Here is a 21592-nt window from a genome sequence, read left to right as displayed (position 1 = left end):
AGTTATGGAGATATTTTTGAAAAAATTTAAAACTAAAAGATTGGCAAAACTTAACTAAAGTGAGTATATTTAAAAAGAAAGTGAGGTTTATCCTTTGAAACTAAAAGATAAAATTGCTATTGTAACAGGTGGTTCCACTGGAATAGGAAAAGAAATTTCCCGCTTTTTTATAAAAGAAGGAGCTAAAGTAATTGCAATTTCTGTTGATGAATCCCCTCAAATAAATGAAAATGAAAAAACAGATTTTCCAGAAGGCAGCTTTGTTTATTATCATGCCGATATTACTGATTCATTAAAAATAAATGAGATAATTAATGAAATAGTTGATAAATATCAAAGAATAGATATTTTAGTAAATAATGCGGGAATGGCTAAAGATAATTTCCTTGTTATAATGAAAGAAGAAGATTTTGACAAAGTTATAGAGGTTAACTTAAAAGGTACTTTTGTAGTAACAAAAGCCGTGGCAAGAGCTATGAGAAAACAAAAATATGGAAATATTATAAGCATGGCAAGTGTTGTTGGAATAGAAGGAAATATAGGCCAAACCAATTATTCTGCCGCAAAAGCTGGAATAATTGGAATGACAAAATCTTGGGCAAAAGAGTTAACAATGAAAGGTGAAAATATTAGAGTCAACGCAATCGCTCCTGGTTTTGTAAGAACGGGAATGACAAAAAGTTTAAAAGAAGAAATTATTAATTATGTCGTTGATAATACATGCCTGAAAAGACTTGGGGAACCAGAAGACATAGCAAAATTAGCGGTTTTCCTAGCAAGTGACGACTCATCTTTCATAACAGGTCAAGTAATAAGAATAGATGGGGGATTAAGAATATAAATTTATTTTTAAAAAAACCGGATGCAATCTTTGGCATCCGGTTTTTATTTACAAGCAATTTTTTATCTTAAAATAAATGATAAACTTTAAATATAGAAACTGTTATTAAAGAAGTAACTGCCATTATTTTTATTAAAATATCAAGCGAAGGACCAACTGTGTCTTTTAAAGGATCTCCCACTGTATCTCCTACGACAGTTGCCTTATGGGCATCTGTCCCTTTAGCTTCGCCCTCAACGCCGCCTGATTCGATTCTTTTCTTAGCATTATCCCAAGCACCGCCAGAATTTGCAGTAAAAATTGCCAGCATAACACCGCTTAGAGTCGTACCTATTAAAAGACCTCCAACAAAATTAGGACCTAATATAAAACCAGAAATGATAGGAGTCAAAGTTGCGATTAAAGCCGGCATTTTGATTTGGCTCAATGCTCCCTCACTGCTTATTCTAATACATCTTTCGTAATCAGGGTCGACTTTTCCTTCCATCAATCCTGGAATTTCTCTGAATTGCCTTCTAACTTCATCAACCATCTTATTAGCAGCGTTAACTACAGCGTTAATCAAATAAGCACTAAAAAAGTAAGGTAACGCAGCTCCAAAAATTGCTCCTGCTATAGTTCGTGAATCCATCATATTCAAAAGTAAAATATTTTCTAAATGACCAATTCCTTCATCAGCAGGTCCTGCCTGTGAAAACACAAAAGAAGCAAATAAAGCAAGTGCAGCTAAGGCTGCAGAACCTATGGCAAATCCTTTTCCTATCGCAGCTGTTGTATTTCCTACAGCATCTAATTTGTCTGTTATTTCTCTAACTTCTGGTGGCAGTTTCGCCATTTCACTTATTCCACCAGCATTATCAGCAATAGGTCCATAAGAATCAACAGAAACGGTTGTTGCGACAAAAGAAAGCATCCCTAAAGCAGCCATAGCTACGCCGTATAATCCAGCAATTTCAAACGATATCAAGATACCTAACATCAATAGGAAAACAGGAAGAAGTACACTTCCCATTCCGAGAGCCAAGCCCTTTGTTATTACTATAGCTGGACCACCTTTTGCAAATTCACTGAGTTCTTTTGTAGGATGGTATTCGTCGTTCGTATAGTATTCAGCAACAAATCCCATTAATATTCCATCAACTATTCCTATTACAGCTGCTAACCAAGGCGAAAATGCTCCCAACCTAAATCCAACATTTTGAAATTCTAAAGATGATATACTGCTAAGATAAAAAAGTGACAGAAAAAATGTAATTATTATCGTTAAAAATGCAGATGTCATAAGTGAAGTATTCAAATCCTTATGAGGATTTTTTGTGGGTTTTCTTACAATAATATATAAAATACCGATCATAGATGCGATTAACCCAATGGAAATAAACAATATTGGAAAATACGTTAATTTTATAGTAGAATCATATGTTAAATTTTCAACCCCCAACAAAAAGGAAGTATATAAAATCAACACTATAGCAGATATTACTGCTCCAACATAACTTTCTAATAAATCTGCTCCAAGACCTGCGACATCTCCTACATTATCTCCAACATTGTCTGCAATAGTTGCAGGATTTCTTGGATCGTCTTCAGGAAGAGCCAATTCTGTTTTACCTACCAAGTCTGCCCCCATATCCGCAGCTTTTGTATAAACTCCTCCACCAACCCTATCAAACATAGCTATTATTGAACAACCAAGAGCATACCCAGAAACTGTCATTGTAAAAGGTATATAATTAATCCCCAACCAATTAACCTTTATAATAATATTTTCTGGTGAAAGTTGTCCTAACCAATTTCCAAAAATTATATAAACCAAAAATAATCCTAAAAGAGCTAACCCTGAAACACAAAGCCCCATAACACTACCGCCTTGAAAAGCTACTTTCAAAGTTTTACCGATATCTTTCTCCGTCCGGGCTTTATTACTAACTCTAACGTTAGCATAGGTCGCTATTTTCATACCTATGTATCCCGCTAATGCGCTCATAAAAGCTCCCATAACAAATGCAATACCAACATACCATTCAATCACAATAGCTAAAACTAAAGCGATAACAAAACCATAAATCGATAAAACCCTTAACTCATGATTGACAAAGGCATTAGCACCAACTCTAATTGCTTGCGCAATATGCTGCATTCTTTCGGTACCTTCGTCTAAAGCTACAACTTGCTTAAAATTTATACGTGCGAATATTAAAGCAAAAACTGGAATTAATGCAAAAACCCATAGAGCTCCCACTATTTCACCTCCACAACACCGTTTTTTTGTAAGTTTTATACAGAGATAAACTGCTTTAAGATAACTATTTAACACAATACCCCATTCTATTATATCATTTATTTGATAAACATTCATCATTGATTTTAAACGATTATGATAAATTATAAACGATTAATACCTATTATTCTAAAATAACACAGTTTTTCTAAGTGTTTTATATTACTTTTAATTTGATAAAATAGTATAAATTAATTTATTTTTCTAAAAGAAGATTTTGAATTTAAATGAGTTCAAGCGGTTAAACTTTTGAGAAACTAAAATAACCCAAAAGGAGGAATACAATTTGTTCTCAAACATAACAATTAAAGAATTTTTAGAAAAACTTTCTTCAAAAGAACCAACACCAGGGGGAGGAAGTGTAGCTGCGCTTGCTGGAGCATTAGCATCAAGTTTAGGATGTATGGTATCAAATCTAACTATCGGAAAGAAAAAGTATATGGACGTAGAAGAAGAAATAAAAAAAGTCTATAGTTTGTTAGAAGAATACCAAAACAAATTTTTAGAGGAAATGGAAGAAGACGCCAAAGCTTTCAACAAAGTAATCGAAGCACTTAAATTGCCTAAAAACACGGAAGAAGAGAAAAAAATACGTGAAGAAAAAATTCAAGAAGCTACTAAAGAAGCTACCTTAACTCCTTTAAAAATAGCACAAGATGCTTTGGAAGTTATGGAATTAACGGAAATAATAGTAAAAAAAGGATATAAAATGGCTTTAAGTGATGCAGCAATTGCTGGTATAATGGCAAAAACCGCTGTAATCAGTGGAATTTATAATGTAAAAATAAACTTGCCACTATTAAAAGATCAAGAATTTGTCAAAGAATTGAAAAGAAAAATTGAAAATATGGAAACCGAAGCAAATTTTTTGGAACTCAGAATTATTTCGGAAGTTACTTTATAATTTTTCTCAATTTTTTTTATTTATTTGCATTTAAAGTTAAATAAAGATAATTATTCTTGTTTAGCGTGCTCTTTCTTATATTATCAAATTTTGAAAAATCATTTAAATTTCGTATAATAAGGAAAAGAAGCGGTCTTTTAAAACTATATGAGAAAAAAATCATAGACAATTTAGAAATGAGAATTTTTTAAAATGAGATTTTGAATTTAAAATGGGTCCAGGGCGGAGCCCTCCCCCATTTATTCGGCACAAGTACCAAAGGGTTCGTAATTTTATGTTTTTAAAGGTAGTATATGAGAAAAAAATCACTTAAGGAGGGATAAAAATATGGAAGATAAAAAGAAGCTTAAAGAAGAATTAATTAAAAAGAAAAAGCTATTAGAAGCAGAAAAAATATCTATCGAAAAATATATGGGACCCTATGAACATGACGAATCGTTAGAAAATGAATGGGGAAGAATTAATAAGGAGCTAGAAGAAATAGAATCCAAATTAAATGAAATAGAAAACGAATTAGAAACATAAAAGCCAGCATTCAAACGCTGGCTTTTATGTGTAAGATTTTACAACTTCTTCTAAAATTTTATCATCTACTAATCCTTTTATTGTTTTTTGTCTTTTTACTCTTTCTCTTATATATGACGAAGATATCTCTAATATAGGACTTTCTAATTTTTTGAAGTTTAAGTTAGAATTTTTAAAGCCAGAATGATCACAATACCTTGGATAAACTATTAACTCTACTTTTTTGATAATATCTTTCCATCGATACCATTTCATAAAGTTTCTTAACGAGTCTTCTCCTATTAGTAGATTTATGTTTTTGTATGTTTTGGATAAATATTCCACAGTTTTTATAGTGTAAGAAGGAGAAGATAATTTTGCTTCTAAGTCACTTACATCAAAGTAACTTTCGTAAAAAACTTTTTGACACCATGAAAATCTAACATCAAACTTTTCTATGAACTCTTCTTTTTTATGCGGAGGAGAAAAAGCTGGTATAACAAAAAATTTTTCAGGTTGAAATTCATCATAAGCAAACTCAGCAATTATTCTATGAGCTATGTGTGGGGGGTTGAAACTTCCACCAAAAATAATTATCATATCATTTCTCCTTACTTAATCCGGAATATATTCAAACGCAAAATCCCCTATATATACAGTATCTCCTTCTTTTACACCTGATTCCATAAGTATCTTAGTTAATCCATTTTTCTCTAACGTGTCTAAAATTAATAATCGTGAATCTTTTTGGTTTATATCATATCTTGCAAGTAATTTCTCAACACTTTCACCCGCAACTTCAAAAACTTCTTCCCCCAATTTTACAATATTTATTCTAAAATGCGAATCAGGTTCAAACTTCACAGGAGTTATTTTTAACTTGGGTTTTTCAAACTTCTTTAGCTTTCTTTCAAGGTTTTTTTGTAAAGCAATTTTTTCCTGCTTCATTAAATCCCATACTCTTTCTATAAAAATATTGATATTTTCTCCAGTATAAGCAGAAATAGGAAAAATTTCTTTACCCGTTCTACTTTTAAAGTCAGAAAGTTTCCTTTCTAATTCTTCTTTTTCAACTGTATCCATTTTGTTTGCCACAATTAGTTCTTTCTTTTGTGAAAGAACATAAGAAAAACTTTCCAATTCTTTTCTTATTGCATAATAATCCTCAACAGGATCTTCTCTTTCTAACCCCGAGATATCTATTATATGTACAATTGCCAAACATCTTTCAACGTGTCTCAAAAATTTGTCTCCTAAACCTTTCCCAAGATGTGCGCCTTCTATTAATCCTGGTATATCCGCTACAACAAAAGAAGTGTTATCTTTTAGCTTTACAACACCAAGATTTGGAGTTATTGTTGTGAAAGGATAATCCGCTATTTCTACCTTTGCTTCAGATATTTTCGATATAAGTGTAGATTTTCCAACATTTGGATATCCTATCAAACCAACATCAGCTACAATTTTCAAAACTAATTTTAAAGTTTTCGATTCACCTTTTATACCTTTTTCTGCAATTTGTGGAACTTGTAATGTAGATGTGGCAAATTTTGCATTTCCGCGGCCACCTTTGCCACCTACTGCAACTACAACATATTGTTCTGGATGTTTCATATCTGCAATCAAAGCGTTATTTTCTTGATCGTAAACACATGTACCAACTGGTACTTCTATTATTAAATTTTTACCGGATTTTCCGAATCTCTTTTTGTTTTTTCCATTTTCTCCATTTGCAGCTTTGAATATCTTTTTATACTTAAAATCTATTAAAGTATTTTTATTTAAAGTTGATTTTATTATAATAGAGCCTCCATCTCCTCCATCTCCTCCATCAGGCCCACCTTTTTCTACATACTTTTCTCTTCTAAAACTTATTGCTCCGTCTCCTCCTTTTCCTGCCTGCACTTTAATAATCGCTTCATCTAAAAAATCTCCAATCAAAAACTACACCTCCATCTATTTGTTAAAAATTCTTTTTATAGAACTTTTATCGAGACCAAATTCTTCTACTTCAACATTTCCCAATGGCTCAACGTGAATTATTACATCTTTTATATATGGATTCATATTTTTCAATTCATTTTCTATTTTATATGCTAAATTATTAGCTTCTTTGACTGTCATTTCACCATTTACTTCTATATGCATCTCTATAAAATACACATATCCAGATTTTCTTACCCTTATTTTATGAGGATTATGTGCATCTTCAAACTTTTCAACCACTTCTAAAATATTAGAATATATTTCTCCTAACTCTCTTGAACTACCCATGAACTCATCAGATGTTTCTATAAACATTTCAATTCCTACTTTAAAAATAAAAATGGATACGATTATAGCAACAACTGGATCTACCCATTTAATGTCTAAAAATATATAACATAATATACCAATCAAAACAGACAAAGAAGTTAAGATGTCATTTCTCATATTTAACGCATCAGCAACTAACGAAGAACTCCTTATTTTATTGCCAATTACATACTTATATCTATACAGTGCAAACTTAGTGATGATAGAAATCAAGGAAATCCAAAAAACCAAAAACGGGCTTTCGATAAATGCTTCTCCCTTAACAAGGCTTTCAATAGCTCCTATTAAAACTTGGACACCAGCATAAATGATTATTAAAGACATTACTTTAGTAACTATAGTTTCAGCACGTTCATGACCAAAAGGATGGCTTTCATCTGCCGGCTTACTAGAAATTTTAGAAGCTATCAAAGTTAAAAACGATGTCATAATATCAGTAGCTGTATCTATTCCATCAGCCAAAATAGCTATACTTCCCGTAAAGAAAGCTATTAATAACTTTAAAAAAGCCAATAAACCATTTATAAATACTCCTATCCATGAGGCTTTAACTGCGGCTTTTTCTCTTTCTGAATTATTAAAAATTTGCTCTTTTTTTGAATTTTCAATCACTATAAAATCTCCTTAACTTACAAAACATTACCTTCGACTCATTATAAATTCAAAACACCGTTACTCTAAAGTCTTCATTTTTAAAGTTTTTATTTTATTAATACAGACATATATTATACCATAAAAAACCTTGTTGTGGTATAATAGAGTAGTGTAGAGATTAGAGACTTTAGAAATGAAAATTTTCAGAAAATAAGCTGAGGGGAATTTCTATTACATTTACCCCTTCGTAGAAGAGGAATGGCGGAGCTTCCCTCGGTACAAGTATCGAAAAACTAAAGAAATTAAGAATTAGTGAGGATTAGAAGGGGAGATGTTTTGTAAAAAAACCAACGTTAAGACATACATATAATAAGGATTTTGTAATTTCTAAAGTGAGTAGTGCAGAGATTAAAAGGAGAGTGAATAATATTAAAAGTTTAAATATAAACGGATTAATACCAAAAATACCTCTTATTCAAGGTGGAATGTCGGTTGGAATTTCACTGGATAATCTCGCATCAGCAGTAGCAAATGAAGGGGCGATAGGAATAATAGGAACAGCAGGGATAGGATTATTGGATGATAATCACGTGAAAAACGTTAAAGAAGCTAATATGGAAGGTTTAAAGAAAGTTATTAGAAAAGCTCGGGAAAAAACTAAAGGCATAATTGGTGTCAATATAATGACTGTTTTGACAGATTATAAAGAACTCGTAACTACTGCTATAAAAGAAGAAATTGACCTGATCATTTCAGGAGCAGGGTTACCGTTAAATTTGCCTTCTTTTCTTGAAGAAACCTCAAAAACTAAATTAGTTCCAATTGTATCATCTCTAAAAGCAGCTCAAATCATATTTAAAAAATGGTGGAATAACTACAAATATATTCCGGATGCATTTGTTTTGGAAGGACCAAAAGCCGGGGGACATCTTGGATACAAAAAAGAAAATTTAAATAAAAAAGAATATCAATTAGAGGCAACACTTCCTCAACTAGTAGATTTCACCGAAGAAATAAAGAAAAATTATGGTAAAGAAGTACCTGTAATAGCCGCTGGAGGTATAGATACTCCAGAAAAAGTGAGACAAATGTTTTCACTTGGAGCAAGCGGCATTCAAGTAGGCACACCATTTATTGCTACAAAAGAATGCGATGCAGATATAAAGTTTAAAGAAGCTTTAATTAATGCTAAAGAAGAAGATATAGTAATTATTGAAAGTCCCGTTGGTTTACCAGGAAGAGCTATCAAAAACAAATTTATAGAAGAAGTAGAAGCAGGGATAAGAAAACCATTTATATGTAATTTCCATTGTATTAAAACGTGTAATGTTTTTGATGCTCCTTATTGTATAGCTCAAGCTCTTTTAAACGCTGCAAAAGGTAATTTAGACGAAGGATTTGTCTTTACTGGCCAATACGGATATAAAATAAATAAAATTTCTACCGTAAAAGATGTAATTAACTATTTATTTCAAGAAATATAAACGATATTTTAAATCAACTTATAGAAGCACTGTCTCCTGATATATAACCGGTAGACCAAGCCCATTGCAAATTATAGCCACCGCTTTCTCCTGCTACATCCATAATTTCACCGGCAAAATACATGCCGGGAACAATCTTGGATTCTAAAGTGGTGGCATTAATTTCTTTTGTATTTATACCACCTAAAGTTACCTGAGATTTTTCCCAATTTTCGGTTCCAACAATCTCAAATTCCCAATTTTTTAAGTGATATGTGATAGTTTCATAATCATTAATCTTCAAAGACTTTATAGGAATATCTAAATCATCGTATCCCAACCGTTGAAAAAAGAATGGGATTAATCTTTCATCTATCATACTCGTTAAAAGTAATCTTAGCGGTTTTTCAGGTCTGGTTTCCATTTTTTTTAACAAAATATCTAACAATTCTTTAAGAGAAAAATTTAAAAAAGGATCAATTTTTATGAAGATTTGCCTTTTTTCCTCAAAATAATTGTGAACATAATTACTTATTTCTAATACAGAAATTCCACTCAAGGCATTGTTTTTAAAGAGAACTTCTCCAAAATAGCGGGGTGAAATTTCTTGTTGAGTTTCATCTGTTAAAACTGCTGAGCCTGTAAGTTTAGCACCAAATGTTTCGTTAGACAAGTTTTCTTTTATTTTTAATGGAACTAAACCCGGTACTGGTTTTATGATGCTATGCCCTAAACTTTCAAGAATATTCAGCATATTTCCATGTGAACCATATTGCGGAGAAGAAAGTCCTCCTGTTGCTACGATAACTCTGTCAGATTCAAAAGTTTTGTTAATACTTTTTAATAAAAACTTATCGGTTTCCTTTATGATATTTTTTATTTCATAATTAAGTATAGTTTCAACATTATTCTTTTTTAGTTCGTATAAAAAAAGAGTAACTATATCCTTCACCTTTTCTGTATAAGGAAAAAGTTTAGAATCAATTTGTTTGGACATAACTCCTAATTCTTCAAAAACACTTAAAGTTTGAACTATCCCAAACCTTTGAATAATTTTTCTAACAAAAGAAATATCATTACTGAAATAATGACTTTCGTCGTAATTAAAATTAGAAAAGTTCCCTCTTCCATTACTACTTGCTAAAAGTTTTTTTGCGAGTTTACCTTCTTTTTCAATGAGTCTAACTTCTGCCCCATTCCATGAAGATATGGTTGCAGCCATCAAACCCGAAGCCCCACCACCTATTACAGTAACTTTCATAAAAGATCCCTCTTTTCAGTTTAAATGTTGATGTCTTTTAACTTAATTTGCATAGAAAGAACTGTTTCTAACACTTTTTCGAGAGAATTAATACTTTTTATTAGTTCGTTGATAGTTTCTTTTGATTTTTCAAGATTATTAGTACTTTCAATTAAATCTTCTTTTTCTTTTAATAAATCACTAACCATCCTTTTCATAAAGTCTAAGTTAGCATCTAAAACCTCAAGAGCAGATCCTATAGACTTTGTTATAGTACTGAAAATCTTTTTCAAGCTATTAATAATTGTTTTAACTTCTTCAACTTCCAACTCTATGCTAGATATTTTGGAAGATATTTTACTTGAAGCACTGTTAGTTTCAGTTGAAAGTTTTTTAATTTCTTCAGCTACTACTGCAAAACCTCTTCCAATTTCACCGGCTCTGGCTGCTTCTATTGAGGCATTTATCGATAATATGTTTGTTTGCTTAGCAACGTTCTTAATTATATCGGTAAGGTCGTCTATTTCTTTAAAACTCCCCAAAACATTACTAACAGTATTTAAAGAATTAGCAATATTAATTTCCAATTCATTAAAATCATTACCAATATTACTAAATTTGGAAATTATTTCATTGTTTCTATTAGAAATATTTTCAACTTCTTTATTACTTTCATTGACAGTTTTATCAATAATATCAGAAGTTTCTTTAATGCTTCCAATTAACTCTAAAACATTACTTCCTATATCTGTTGTCATGTTTTTTGTTTGCTTAAATCTTTCACCTAAGACTTCATCAAGCTTTTCTATGAAGGAAATTAAAAGATTCTCATGATAAACACTTTGTGCTAACAATTTTATAGTATCTTTATATTTTTCGATTTCATCCATTATTTTTCATTCCCGTATATACTATCTATTAAATCTATCCCACATTTTATATTCTCAAACCATTTCAAAAATTCGTTGAATTGTTGTTTTTTGTATATAGCTCCATGTTGAGGAACCATTTGATCTATATCATACTTTTTTATAATACTTGCCAATTTCTTACAAGCTATATTAGAAGACATGTATCTTTTGTGAAATTCTTCTATATATTTTATATGTTCATTGAAGTTTTCTACATATATTTTTTCTTGATTTTTTGGAAATACAGATACACCTATATCTCCAGAAAAAAGTATTTTAGACAATGGATCATATAAAATAAGATTACCAGTTGAATGTAGAAAATGCGCCGGAATAATTATTAGTTCTTCTCCATCTTTGAACTTTATTTTGCCGCCTTTGTCTTCTATCGGCACTATTTTATCATTTTTGAAAACACCAAAGTGAGGTAAAAATCTTTCCCATAACTTAGATATATAAAATTTTGCATCTACAACTGTATCCCAAAGAGTTATACCAGAAGATACGTCCGGATCTTGGTGAGTATAGAAAATATGTTTGATTTTTCCTAAATCTATAAATTCTACAACACTTGCAAGAACTCTTGGAAAAACATGAACTCCTCCTGGATCTAACAGCACGCCTTCTTCTTTATGAATTATCAAATATTGGTTTGTAGGTATACTTTCAATACTTTTTCTTTCAGAGCCCAAAAAAATGAATTTATGTTCACCGTTGTCAAATAATGTGATTACATTATTATTCAAAATTAATTCCTCCTTTTGCAAAATTATTTCTCACTTTAAATTCAAAATTGATCTATTCAACACATTGTATCAAAAAAAGAAAATATGGCACCACTTATATATCTAATTATGCTAAAAGGGTCTCTTTTTCACTCATAATTGACAGTTAATAAAAATTCTGCTATAATTAAATTTGTAATTTAAAAGCCCCTGTAGTTCAACGGATAGAACGGTGGATTCCTAATCCGCAAATGAAGGTTCGACTCCTTCCAGGGGCACTTTTTTATAATCTTTGAGATGGATAATAATGGATTTCTCCACTATTTGTTACTGAGATTACATCTATTTGAACTTCTTCAAAGTTAATATTTTTATGAGTGTTAATAAAAAAGTTCCCCACTTTCATTATCTTATTCAATTTTTTAGCATTTACTCTATAGGCAGGATCGCCAAAAGTATTTATTCCACCTTTAACCTCAATAAAATGAAGAATTCCATCTTTTTTAGCAATTATATCAATTTCACCATATTTGCATAAAAAGTTTCTAACTATAATATAAAAACCTTTGCTTAACAAATAAGAAGCTGCCAAATCTTCATATTTTCCTCCTTTTTGATTCATCAAAAACACAATCTTTTTATTTGCTATATATGTATGCCGGGGACTCTTAATAAACCATTCTTAATTTCAGGAAAATTTTTTGTAATGAGATCTTTATCTTCAAATTTATCAACTTCGTCTTTTCTAAGTATAAACTCAGAAATTTCAATCGGAGAAATCATTTCATCAACTTCTTCGACATTTATATTATTAAGAATTTCCATATACTTCAGCAAATCATTTAAATCATTTTTTATTCTTTCCTCTTCTTTTTCATTCAATGAAATATTAGACAACTTTTCCAGTTTTTTTATAAGTTCGTCGTTTATTTGCATATTTTCTCACCTCATTCAACATTTAAAACTAATTTAAATTTTCCTTTTTCCAACTTCATTTCTTTTATTTTCATAATTTTAATCAAAGGCTTTTCCGGAACATTAACTTCAATTTCTTTTTCATCTATTTTTATAAAATCCGGAATATCTTCACTTTTTAACATTCTTGAAGGTAAATTATGTTCAAAAACAAAACGACCAGCAATATTTTTCGGATAAGATTTTATTTTCAAGTAATAATTAAACATTAATATCTGCAATATAACTTTATTTTCATCAAATACAACTTTAGATATATGAGTAAAAATTTTCTTTAAAAATGAAAATTTACTATTTTCCAAAAGTTTAGCAATTAACTCCATTGCCATTTCTTGATCTACTTCAAAAATTGCCTCTTTCAACTTCATCTACCTACTTCCTAAGTTCGAGATCAATTTCAAATTTTCCATCTTTAAGAATAAATTGGGAAATTTTTATAGATCTTAATAATGAATCAAGGATAGGATTTATTTTAATCTTTTTAAAATCCACAGAAATTTCATAATCTTTTGAATAAATGGCTTCACTGTACTCTGAAAGTATATAAAAAACTCCTTCTAATATCTTTCTAACCCCTTCATCTCCACTTAAAGCAAGAATCAATTTACCGTCTTCCAAATCTTGAGGTCTTTCTAAAATTTTGATAAGAGATTCGAGCTTAGATTCTCTACCTAAAAGTCGCACTTCCATTTGAAATTTTATTCCGTTTTCTCTTAATTGAACATTTAGATTCTTTAACCCCTGTATTTGTGTGTTTTCCTCTATCATCTTATCCATCAAAGAATTTATAAATTCTTCATCAATGGATATTTTTAATTTCCCCAACTTAGATCTTCCCTTCTTTTATATTTTTTAAAAGCTGATCATTCAAATTTAATTATAACATAAATAAATTGATTAATTTTTAGTTTTTTTAGTTATATGGTAAAATAAAATTGTACTAAGGACTCTATAAAATTTTTGTTTTCAAGATACAGATACTTTAAAAATAAAAAGGAGTAGGAGAGATGGAATTACCTGATTTTTTTATCAATGGAGCATTTGAAAATTTTTATTATTTACTCACGAACTCTATTTTTATTCTTTTACCAATTTCAATCTTTTTGTTGCTATTTCCAAAAATTTCTTCAAAAGTCAACATTTTTCTGTTAGGGATATATATGTCCTATTCTATTTTTATACCATATTTATTAAAGCTTCCTTTTTTTGCTAATTTTATTAATTCCGTAGGTGATTATAATTTTATCGTATTTTTAATCCTTAGCATACTGTTAGCTTTTGTATTCTACTATCTTGTAAAAGTTGCAATTGCTTTGGGAGGATTTTTACTTGGTGGTTTAATTGGATATTTTATTGGAAGTCTCATCATTTCTTCACAGGCAGAATGGATAAATAATTTACCGTTTCCAGCTACTTATATTCCTTGGATAATTTTTGCAGTAATAGGTATAATAATAACAATAGCTTTTGCAAAAAATTATAATGTTATAATTTCTTCTCTTTCTGTAATATTTGGAGCTTTTATTCTATCTTTTTATACTATATACCTTTTAGAAAAATATACTTCTGTCGTTATTGGTGACAATTCTTTATTAGAAGGATGGAGTTTTTTAAGCCAGCCAGAATTTCTTAGTATATTTATAGTTCTAATAATATATATTACCATAGGTTTTTATCTAGCTTTTCGGACAAATAAAAGTACACAAAAATCTTAACACTTTTAATTTTTGAAAAAATATGAATTAAGATAGTATCTTTTTTGGAGGAATTTAAATTTAATGATAATCTTTGATACCGATAAATTTTATACCCTGATAAGACAAATAGAAAAATTAAAAGAAAGCATAGAAGATCAAGTTGAAAAAAGATTTCAAGAATTTAAAAATATTGGCGAAAAAGGTGACAAATTAGATTTATATAGCGAGCTTTGTTTTTGTATATTGACGGCAAACTGGAAAGCAAAAGGCGGTATTAAAGCTCAGCAAGTTATTTCTAAATCGGGATTTGCAACGTTTAGTGAAGAAGAATTAATTAAAAAATTAAAAGAAATTGGTCATAGATTTCCTAACACTCGTGCAAAATATATTATTCAAAATAGATGGATAATTAAAGATTTAAAAAGTCTATTAAAGCAAGATGTTTATCAAACAAGAAAATTTCTTGTCAAAAACGTAAAAGGAATTGGATGGAAAGAAGCGAGTCATTTCCTTAGGAATGTTGGTTTTGAAAATATAGCCATAATTGATAAACATATCTTAAGAATAATGAAATCTTATAATTTGATCGAAGATCTCCCTAAAAGTGGGTGGAATGAGAAAAAATATATAAGTATGGAAAATATACTTAAAGAATTATCTAAAATTTCTCATATTTCTCTAGGAAAATTAGATCTTTATCTTTGGTATATAGAAACAGGTAGCATCGACAAGTGAAAAATTTTAACATTTTTACACTATATAATTCATAAAAATTCGCTAAAATCTACAGGAAAGCGAATTTTTTGTACATAATAAAAAAATATTTCATATGCAATACTGATTATATAATACGATAACATATATTGAAAGGAGGGAAAAAATTGCCATTATATAAATATCGATGTTCAAATTGTGGATATGAATTTACAATACTTCATTCTATGAATGAAAAACCTGACATAACATGTGAATTATGTGGTGGAAAAGCAGAAAAAATGATAGGTAAAGTTGGAATATCTTTTAAAGGTAGTGGTTTTTATTTAACGGATTCCAAAAAAGGAAATTCTAATTCTCCTTTAAAGGATAATAAAAATGAAACTTCTAATGAAAAAGTTACCAATTAAGCTTTAAGTTATAACGTTGTTTAATCATTAAGGTTGACATTTTTAATTCTTTATTGTATAATTGGTTTCGGTATTTAGGGCCATTAGCTCAGTTGGTAGAGCGGCTGACTCTTAATCAGTAGGTCGTGGGTTCGAATCCCGCATGGCCCACCAACAAAAATATTATTAATTAAGTGGAAGTCACCCATATTTGAACTTCCCACCTCCGGAGTAAATAATATCCGATAGGGGTACCCAAAATTATTTAAACAGTTTATTAAACAAAATACAAATTAGAAATGGGTGACGTAATGTTACCCATTTTATTTTTGTAAATTTTAAAGGAAGGTGATTCTATATAAGCGATAAAGTCGCTAAAAATGAAGAGATCAAGGCAAGAAAGGTTCTTTTGATTGATCAAAATGGTAACAAAGTAGGTGAAGTTAGCACTAAAGAAGCCTTAAAAATGGCACAGCAAGTAGGCCTTGATTTAGTTCTTGTTTCTCCTGATTCAAAACCACCAGTTGCAAGAATGATGGACTACGGAAAATATTTATATGAAAAAGAGAAAAAAGAGAAATTAGCAAAGAAAAAACAGAAAAAACAAGTAGTCAAAGAAATGAAGTTTAGATTAAGAATAGACGATCATGATTTTAATACGAAATTAAAAAAGATCCGTGATTTCTTGGAAGATGGTCAAAAAGTCAGAGTTGTGGTAATGTTTTTGGGAAGAGATATTATGTTTAAAGATAAAGGAAAAGAACTTTTAGAGAAGGTTATAGCTCAAACAACTGATATTGCAAAAGTTTCGAGAGAGATAAAACTTATAGGAAAAGACATGGACGTTATTTTAGAACCTATTAATGAAAAAATAAAAAATTAATTAGTAAAGAAATGGACAAATTTATTCTGACTTTAAAAATGTGAATTTTCTAAAAATAAGGTTTTTAATTTATTATGGGTTTATGACATCTTAGAATTTTAAAATCAGTAAAAACCTATGTTAAGGAGGATATTAAATGGCAAAAATAAAAATAAAAACTAAAAGTTCTGCAAAAAAGAGATTTAAAGTGACAAAGACAGGTAAAATCTTTAGACATAGAAGTCATGTAGGACACAATACCGGTTTTAAAAGTAGTAAACATATGAATAGATTGACTAAAGAGGTAGAAGTTCCAAAAGAATTAAAAGAACATGCAAAAAAAGCTCTTGGTTTAAAGGGATAGAAATTTATCTTAAATTAAATCTTAAATAATGAGGTGAGCAAAACATGAGAATAAAGAGATCTGTGAATGCCCGAAAAAAAAGAAAGAAATTTTTAAAAGCAGCTAAAGGTTATAGAGGAACTTTAAGCAGACGTTATAAGCTAGCAAGACAACAATTTTATAAATCTGGTAAATATTCTTTTGCAGGTAGAAAAGAGAAAAAAAGTAACTACAGAAAATTATGGATAACTAGAATCAACGCTGCAGCAAGAGCTCAAGGATTGAAATACAATGAGTTTATTCATGGATTAAAATTGGCGAATGTTAATATAAATAGAAAAATGCTTTCAGAACTCGCAATTTATGATTCAGATACATTCAATCAATATGTAGATATTGCGAAAAAAGCGCTTACAACAAATACTCAATCTTAATAATTATAAAAAAGGACGGTTACCCGTCCTTTCTTTATTTTCCACCTACACTTAAATCTTTTATCAACATCGTTGAGCCTGAAACAGGACCAAAGTATTTAAAATCCGTTCCGATAGCTTCTAAATTATTCAACAACTCTGATAAAGTCCCTGCCAGCGTCATCCCTCTAAAACTACCTACAAATTCTCCATTTTCTATAACTCTTCCACTTATTTGAACTGAAAATCTGCCTGAACTTGGATCAGTGGTATGCATACCCATTATATTTGTTACATACAAAGCTTTTGAAACATTCAATATTTCTTTTTTTGTCTCATTAGCAATAAAGTGTAAATTAATTGTTCCTATCGAAGGATTAGGAGAATTAACGGAAGAAAAAGCGTTACCAGTTGGTTTAGCACCAAACTTATTTGCCGAATATATATTATGTAAATAAGTTTTTAAGATGCCCTTTTCAATAACATTAAATCTCGATGTATTTGTTCCTTCGTTATCGAAAGAAGTTATTATAGGAGCAGAACCATTCATTGGATCATGAATAAGAGTAACTTTTTTATTTGCAACTTCTTGATTCAACTTTTCTCTCAAAAAAGATTTCCCTTTATAGACATTTTCACCTGATAAAGGAGTAACTAAGGTTCCTATGAAGTTCGCAGAAGCGAAAGGACTCATAATTATATCATATCTACCAGATTTTAAAACTTCGGCATTAAGTCCAGAAATAGCAAATTCTACCGAGTTTTTTACAATTCTATCTATATCAATGAGTCTCACGCTTTGTGCAACTTCAAAGTCAAAACCGAAAGAAGATTTTTCTCCCTCTATAGCTGCTAAACTAACAGAACTTGAGGCATTTGTAAACAATGCATTTTTATACAAGCCATTAGTATTGACAAAATATATTCTTGTAAGTGATGTTTCATACTCTGCACCACGTACAAACTTAATCCTTTCGTCCGCATTTTTGGCTTTCTTTTCTAAATTTTCAGCAAGTTTCATAACTTCATTCAAATTCATATCTTTTGTGTCCATATCAAAGGCCCAATCAATATATGTAAATTCTTTATCATCTGAAATATCGTTCGCTTCATCTTCTTGTGTATATTTAACCATATCAATCGCTTTTTCTAATGCTTGCATTATACCTTCTTGAGTCAATATATTTGTTGAAGAAGTAGATGTTTTTCCGTCTTTTGTTATAACTTTAATTCCTACATTACCTATTTCGCCTTCACTTAATTGTTCTAATTTTCCATTGCTGAAAGAAGCTATTTTGTTTTCAACTGAAAATACGTTTATTTGACCTTTTAATCCCTTATTCACTAAATTAATTATGGCTTTATCAAGTATCTGTTTTATAGTCATTATTTACTTCCTCCTTTTACAATTCCACCAACAATAAGTTTTGGAATTCTTATTGTAGGCTGAGCATCTGACACAGGCGCCCCTTGCCCATCCTTCCCGCACGTTCCAACTCCATAACCCAAATCGTTACCTACCATATCAATACTTTCAAGAACTTTTAAACCATTACCTACTAAACTTGCTCCCCTAATGGAGTTTTTCAATTCTCCATTTTCTATAATATAACCTTCGTCAACACCAAATTGAAAATCTCCACTTATAACATCAACCTGACCTCCACCCATCTTTCTTACAAAAATACCATACTTTACAGATTTTATAATATCTTCAGGATTATCCTTACCTGGCAAAATCATTGTATTTCTCATTCTAACAATCGGCAATACCATATAAGACTCTCTTCTCCCATTTCCTGTAGATTCAACATTAAATTTCTTTGCAGTTATTTTAGAATGCATATAGCCTTTTAAAATACCATTTTCTATTAATACAGTCCTTTTTGTTGGAGTACCTTCGTCATCGTAATTAAGTGTCCCTCTTTTATTTTTATCAGTTCCATCATCAACCACATTAATTTTTTCTGAAGCAATCTTTTTACCTACTTTATCTCTGTAAACAGAACCAGATAAAACTAAATCTGCTTCCATTCCATGGCCACAGGCTTCATGAATCATTGTTCCGCCTGCCTCAGAAGAAAGAACCACCGTAAACTCACCTGCCGGAGCATCTTCTCCTTCTATCTGTGAAACTACCTGTCTCACAACATCTTTCGTTAATTTTTCAATCATTTCATCCGTAAAAAATTCGAATCCCATGTTAGCTGCATCAGAAGAGTATCCTCTGTACAAATTCCCATTGTTATCTTCTGCGTATACAATCACCGAATAAACAGGGTAATTTCTTATATCTTCAACTATTTTCCCTTCAGAATTTATGACTTTAACTTTTCTACTACTGTCAGAATAAGAAACAGTAATTTGTTTTATTCTTTTATCAGCATTTTTTAATAAATTAACACCTTTAAGAACTTTCTCGATTTTTTCATCGATTGATACCGTATCAAATGGTATTTTAAAAGGAGAAAAATCTATTTTTTCTTTTTCTTCAAGATTTTCAACCTTTATGATACTTTCACTGTTAAACCTTTCAGAAGCTATCTTTTTTAAAGTATCAGCCAAACTTTTAAGATTTTCAAATGTTGGGTCGTTCGTATGTGCAAACACAGTTTCATCTTCTGATACAACTCTTATACTTGCACCTTTTCTACTCGAAAAATTAACTTTTTCTATTTTCCCATTGTCATATAAAATATTTGTTCCAAAAACATCTTCATAAAAGATTTCTGAATATTCTCCACCTGAAGATAAAGAATTATTCAATATTTCTAAATACTGTTGCTTGCTTAAATTCACTATTTTTCCCTCCAATCTTCTTTTCAAGATAGTTAACTTTCCTTATTATACTTATTATACTACAATTACTATATAAATCTAAATTATATAGCTAAATTCCATTCCAATTCAGTCTTATTAAGGCTCCTTGTTCATCAGGCCAAGATTTCGCCGATATCTTCCTTCCAGATTCCATCTCACAATGGACATACTTGCCTTTGACTAATTGTTGTCACTATCAAACCCATAGCGGACTTTCACCATCAAGCTATCACACATGTAGAGTTCACTCTAAAAATAAGACGTCCGAGTTGGACGTCTTTTTCTTTCAAACTTAGAACCAATTGTGCTTTCATAAAAGGACCTGCTATCTGCCCATCTCCTGGTTTTATTTTAGAATTTCTTTTAGTTCGTCTAATGTGATTTCAAAGAATTTCTCCATTAGTTTATTTATCTTTTCTTCGCTTGCTTTTCTTATTTTTTCTTCCAACTCTTTAGTCAAATCTTTGCCATATTTTACTTTTAGAAGATTTATTAATGTTTCCTTTTCTCCTTCAAGTTTGCCCTTCTCAATACCTTTTTCAATACCTTTTTTAATACCTTCTTCTCTCAACTTTTCAGCTATTGACATTATCAATTCACCCCTTTCAACTGATTCTTCTTTTGCTACTTTTTCCATTTCTTCTATCTCAATGTCATCTTTTGTATCCAACAAATATTTTAAACATATCTCAAATACTTCATCAGCTTTTTCTTTGTCTTGCATTTTGTTCGTTAGTTCTACCATTAGCTTAAATGCTTTGTAAAATCGTTCTTTGTCTTTTTCAAATGCACTTCTCATCACTTCTATTACTAATCTTGTGTATGCTTCTCCTGCTATTTTTGCTTTCGATTTCGGCGAAAAGTCGTATATTTCATATTCATAGCTCGGTATGTATCTTTTCATTCCTTCGGGTATGTCTTTGACTCCTTCAATTAGGTTTATTAAATTCGTTTCTATGTTCCATATCGTTTCTCCATGGTATACTACTATCGGTATTATTATTGGTATCTTGTTTTTCGTTTTGTCGTATTTTTCTTCCCATATTTTGAGCATGTATTTTAATAATTGGAATATGACTTTCTTGTCTTTATAACTCTTGTGCTCAAATAATATGTATATATATCCTTCATTGTTGTTTATTTTGGTTTTCCATAATAAATCTGATTGCACATTTTGGAACTCTTCATCAACATAACTTCCATTTTCTTTTTCTATATGTTCTAAGTCTATCGCTTGTGCTACATTTTTTGGTAGATAGTTTTTTAAGAAGTCTTTTGCTATTTCTATGTCTCCAAAGTTCCTTTTGAAAAAAGCATCGTGTGGATTGTTTATTTCATTCATTAATTGTCCTCTCTTTTAGTTATTTTGAGATTAATAAATAACAATTTTCTTGTTAGTTAAATTATATCATAGAAATAAAAAATCTTCTTTGATTTATAAATCTAAAAAATGGGCTCCTTGTTCATCAGGCCAGGATTTCGCCGATATCTTCCTTACAGATTCCATCTCACAATGGACATACTTGCCTTTGGCTAATTGTTGCCACTGTCAAACCCATAGCAAACTTTCACCATCAAGCTATCACACATGTAGAGCTCA

The 21592-nt window shown here is 30.3% G+C and carries 24 protein-coding genes and 2 tRNA genes; 12 read left to right on the top strand and 14 right to left on the bottom strand.

The window, feature by feature from the left end; all coding sequences use genetic code 11:
• Nucleotides 1-94 precede the first annotated feature (94 nt).
• Nucleotides 95-841, top strand: a complete 747-nt coding sequence (fabG, locus tag X924_RS01650) for a 3-oxoacyl-ACP reductase FabG (protein WP_121957209.1) — start codon at nt 95-97, stop codon at nt 839-841.
• Nucleotides 842-908: 67 nt separating this feature from the next.
• Here the strand turns inward: fabG and X924_RS01645 are convergent, their stop codons facing one another.
• Nucleotides 909-3083, bottom strand: coding sequence for a sodium-translocating pyrophosphatase (locus X924_RS01645; RefSeq protein WP_199172606.1), 2175 nt, complete (start codon nt 3081-3083; stop codon nt 909-911).
• A gap of 325 nt (nt 3084-3408) precedes the next feature.
• Here X924_RS01645 and X924_RS01640 point away from each other — a divergent pair, with 325 nt between their 5' ends.
• Entirely contained in the window at nt 3409-4026 is a 618-nt protein-coding gene (locus tag X924_RS01640) for a cyclodeaminase/cyclohydrolase family protein (RefSeq protein WP_121957208.1), read from the top strand.
• 327 nt (nt 4027-4353) lie between these two features.
• Nucleotides 4354-4551, top strand: coding sequence for a hypothetical protein (locus X924_RS01635; protein WP_121957207.1), 198 nt, complete (start codon nt 4354-4356; stop codon nt 4549-4551).
• 24 nt (nt 4552-4575) lie between these two features.
• Here the strand turns inward: X924_RS01635 and nadD are convergent, their stop codons facing one another.
• The 3 genes from nadD to X924_RS01620 are packed head-to-tail and all read right to left on the bottom strand — an operon-like array spanning nt 4576 to nt 7458.
• On the bottom strand, nt 4576-5130 hold the full coding sequence (nadD, locus tag X924_RS01630; RefSeq protein ID WP_121957206.1) for a nicotinate (nicotinamide) nucleotide adenylyltransferase: 555 nt from the start codon (nt 5128-5130) through the stop codon (nt 4576-4578).
• Nucleotides 5131-5145: 15 nt separating this feature from the next.
• A complete protein-coding gene (gene obgE, locus X924_RS01625; protein WP_121957205.1) occupies nt 5146-6471 on the bottom strand; it encodes a GTPase ObgE in 1326 nt (441 codons plus the stop codon).
• A gap of 15 nt (nt 6472-6486) precedes the next feature.
• On the bottom strand, nt 6487-7458 hold the full coding sequence (locus X924_RS01620) for a cation diffusion facilitator family transporter (RefSeq protein ID WP_233186554.1): 972 nt from the start codon (nt 7456-7458) through the stop codon (nt 6487-6489).
• Nucleotides 7459-7868: 410 nt separating this feature from the next.
• Between X924_RS01620 and X924_RS01615 the strand changes: the two genes are divergently transcribed.
• Nucleotides 7869-8924 (top strand): NAD(P)H-dependent flavin oxidoreductase, encoded by a 1056-nt coding sequence (locus X924_RS01615; RefSeq protein ID WP_369826011.1) that lies wholly within the window; start codon nt 7869-7871, stop codon nt 8922-8924.
• 13 nt (nt 8925-8937) lie between these two features.
• On the opposite strand, the gene X924_RS01610 is transcribed toward X924_RS01615, so the two are convergent.
• From X924_RS01610 to X924_RS01600, 3 genes are read right to left on the bottom strand one after another with little or no spacing between them, the layout of a single operon-like run.
• The gene (locus tag X924_RS01610; protein ID WP_121957203.1) at nt 8938-10164 is read right to left on the bottom strand and encodes an aminoacetone oxidase family FAD-binding enzyme; all 1227 of its coding nucleotides are present in this window, start codon (nt 10162-10164) and stop codon (nt 8938-8940) included.
• Nucleotides 10165-10184: 20 nt separating this feature from the next.
• Nucleotides 10185-11033, bottom strand: a complete 849-nt coding sequence (locus X924_RS01605) for a methyl-accepting chemotaxis protein (protein ID WP_121957202.1) — start codon at nt 11031-11033, stop codon at nt 10185-10187.
• Entirely contained in the window at nt 11033-11803 is a 771-nt protein-coding gene (locus X924_RS01600; RefSeq protein WP_121957417.1) for an MBL fold metallo-hydrolase, read from the bottom strand. The genes X924_RS01605 and X924_RS01600 overlap by 1 nt, the downstream gene beginning before the upstream one ends.
• Nucleotides 11804-11985: 182 nt before the next feature.
• Here X924_RS01600 and X924_RS01595 point away from each other — a divergent pair.
• Nucleotides 11986-12057: transfer RNA gene (locus X924_RS01595), tRNA-Arg, on the top strand.
• A 5-nt stretch (nt 12058-12062) separates the two neighbouring features.
• On the opposite strand, the gene X924_RS01590 is transcribed toward X924_RS01595, so the two are convergent.
• Genes X924_RS01590 through X924_RS01575 form a run of 4 tightly spaced genes read right to left on the bottom strand, consistent with a single transcriptional unit; the run spans nt 12063 to nt 13579 of the window.
• Complete coding sequence (locus X924_RS01590; RefSeq protein ID WP_121957416.1) at nt 12063-12401, bottom strand: YraN family protein; 339 nt, start codon at nt 12399-12401, stop codon at nt 12063-12065.
• A gap of 23 nt (nt 12402-12424) precedes the next feature.
• Nucleotides 12425-12715 (bottom strand): Asp-tRNA(Asn)/Glu-tRNA(Gln) amidotransferase subunit GatC, encoded by a 291-nt coding sequence (gene gatC / locus X924_RS01585; RefSeq protein ID WP_121957201.1) that lies wholly within the window; start codon nt 12713-12715, stop codon nt 12425-12427.
• Between the two features lie 11 nt (nt 12716-12726).
• Complete coding sequence (locus X924_RS01580; RefSeq protein ID WP_121957200.1) at nt 12727-13122, bottom strand: hypothetical protein; 396 nt, start codon at nt 13120-13122, stop codon at nt 12727-12729.
• A 4-nt stretch (nt 13123-13126) separates the two neighbouring features.
• Entirely contained in the window at nt 13127-13579 is a 453-nt protein-coding gene (locus tag X924_RS01575) for a hypothetical protein (RefSeq protein WP_121957199.1), read from the bottom strand.
• 182 nt (nt 13580-13761) lie between these two features.
• On the opposite strand from X924_RS01575, the gene X924_RS01570 reads away from it, so the two are divergent.
• From X924_RS01570 to rplT, 7 genes are all read left to right on the top strand, one after another.
• Entirely contained in the window at nt 13762-14469 is a 708-nt protein-coding gene (locus X924_RS01570) for a hypothetical protein (RefSeq protein ID WP_121957198.1), read from the top strand.
• A 63-nt stretch (nt 14470-14532) separates the two neighbouring features.
• A complete protein-coding gene (locus tag X924_RS01565) occupies nt 14533-15186 on the top strand; it encodes an N-glycosylase/DNA lyase (RefSeq protein WP_121957197.1) in 654 nt (217 codons plus the stop codon).
• A 146-nt stretch (nt 15187-15332) separates the two neighbouring features.
• Nucleotides 15333-15575 (top strand): FmdB family zinc ribbon protein, encoded by a 243-nt coding sequence (locus X924_RS01560; RefSeq protein WP_121957196.1) that lies wholly within the window; start codon nt 15333-15335, stop codon nt 15573-15575.
• Nucleotides 15576-15652: 77 nt separating this feature from the next.
• Nucleotides 15653-15728: transfer RNA gene (locus tag X924_RS01555), tRNA-Lys, on the top strand.
• A gap of 184 nt (nt 15729-15912) precedes the next feature.
• Nucleotides 15913-16437, top strand: a complete 525-nt coding sequence (infC, locus tag X924_RS01550) for a translation initiation factor IF-3 (RefSeq protein ID WP_121957195.1) — start codon at nt 15913-15915, stop codon at nt 16435-16437.
• 136 nt (nt 16438-16573) lie between these two features.
• On the top strand, nt 16574-16780 hold the full coding sequence (locus tag X924_RS01545; protein ID WP_121957194.1) for a 50S ribosomal protein L35: 207 nt from the start codon (nt 16574-16576) through the stop codon (nt 16778-16780).
• Nucleotides 16781-16824: 44 nt separating this feature from the next.
• Nucleotides 16825-17193, top strand: coding sequence for a 50S ribosomal protein L20 (gene rplT, locus X924_RS01540; RefSeq protein ID WP_121957193.1), 369 nt, complete (start codon nt 16825-16827; stop codon nt 17191-17193).
• Between the two features lie 34 nt (nt 17194-17227).
• On the opposite strand, the gene X924_RS01535 is transcribed toward rplT, so the two are convergent.
• From X924_RS01535 to X924_RS01525, 3 genes are all read right to left on the bottom strand, one after another.
• Complete coding sequence (locus X924_RS01535; RefSeq protein WP_121957192.1) at nt 17228-18559, bottom strand: TldD/PmbA family protein; 1332 nt, start codon at nt 18557-18559, stop codon at nt 17228-17230.
• Nucleotides 18559-19971, bottom strand: a complete 1413-nt coding sequence (locus X924_RS01530; RefSeq protein WP_158245274.1) for a TldD/PmbA family protein — start codon at nt 19969-19971, stop codon at nt 18559-18561. Before X924_RS01530 ends, X924_RS01535 begins: the two co-directional genes overlap by 1 nt.
• Before the next feature lie 367 nt (nt 19972-20338).
• Nucleotides 20339-21334: an Rpn family recombination-promoting nuclease/putative transposase gene (locus X924_RS01525; protein ID WP_121957190.1), complete on the bottom strand. Its 996-nt coding sequence runs from the start codon at nt 21332-21334 to the stop codon at nt 20339-20341.
• Nucleotides 21335-21592: the final 258 nt, after the last annotated feature.

The sequence above is a fragment of the Petrotoga sp. 9PWA.NaAc.5.4 genome (genome assembly GCF_002895485.1).
GTDB lineage: Bacteria > Thermotogota > Thermotogae > Petrotogales > Petrotogaceae > AZRK01.
The sequence above is the reverse complement of the archived record's forward strand: the minus strand, read 5'-3'. Positions and strand labels throughout refer to the sequence as shown.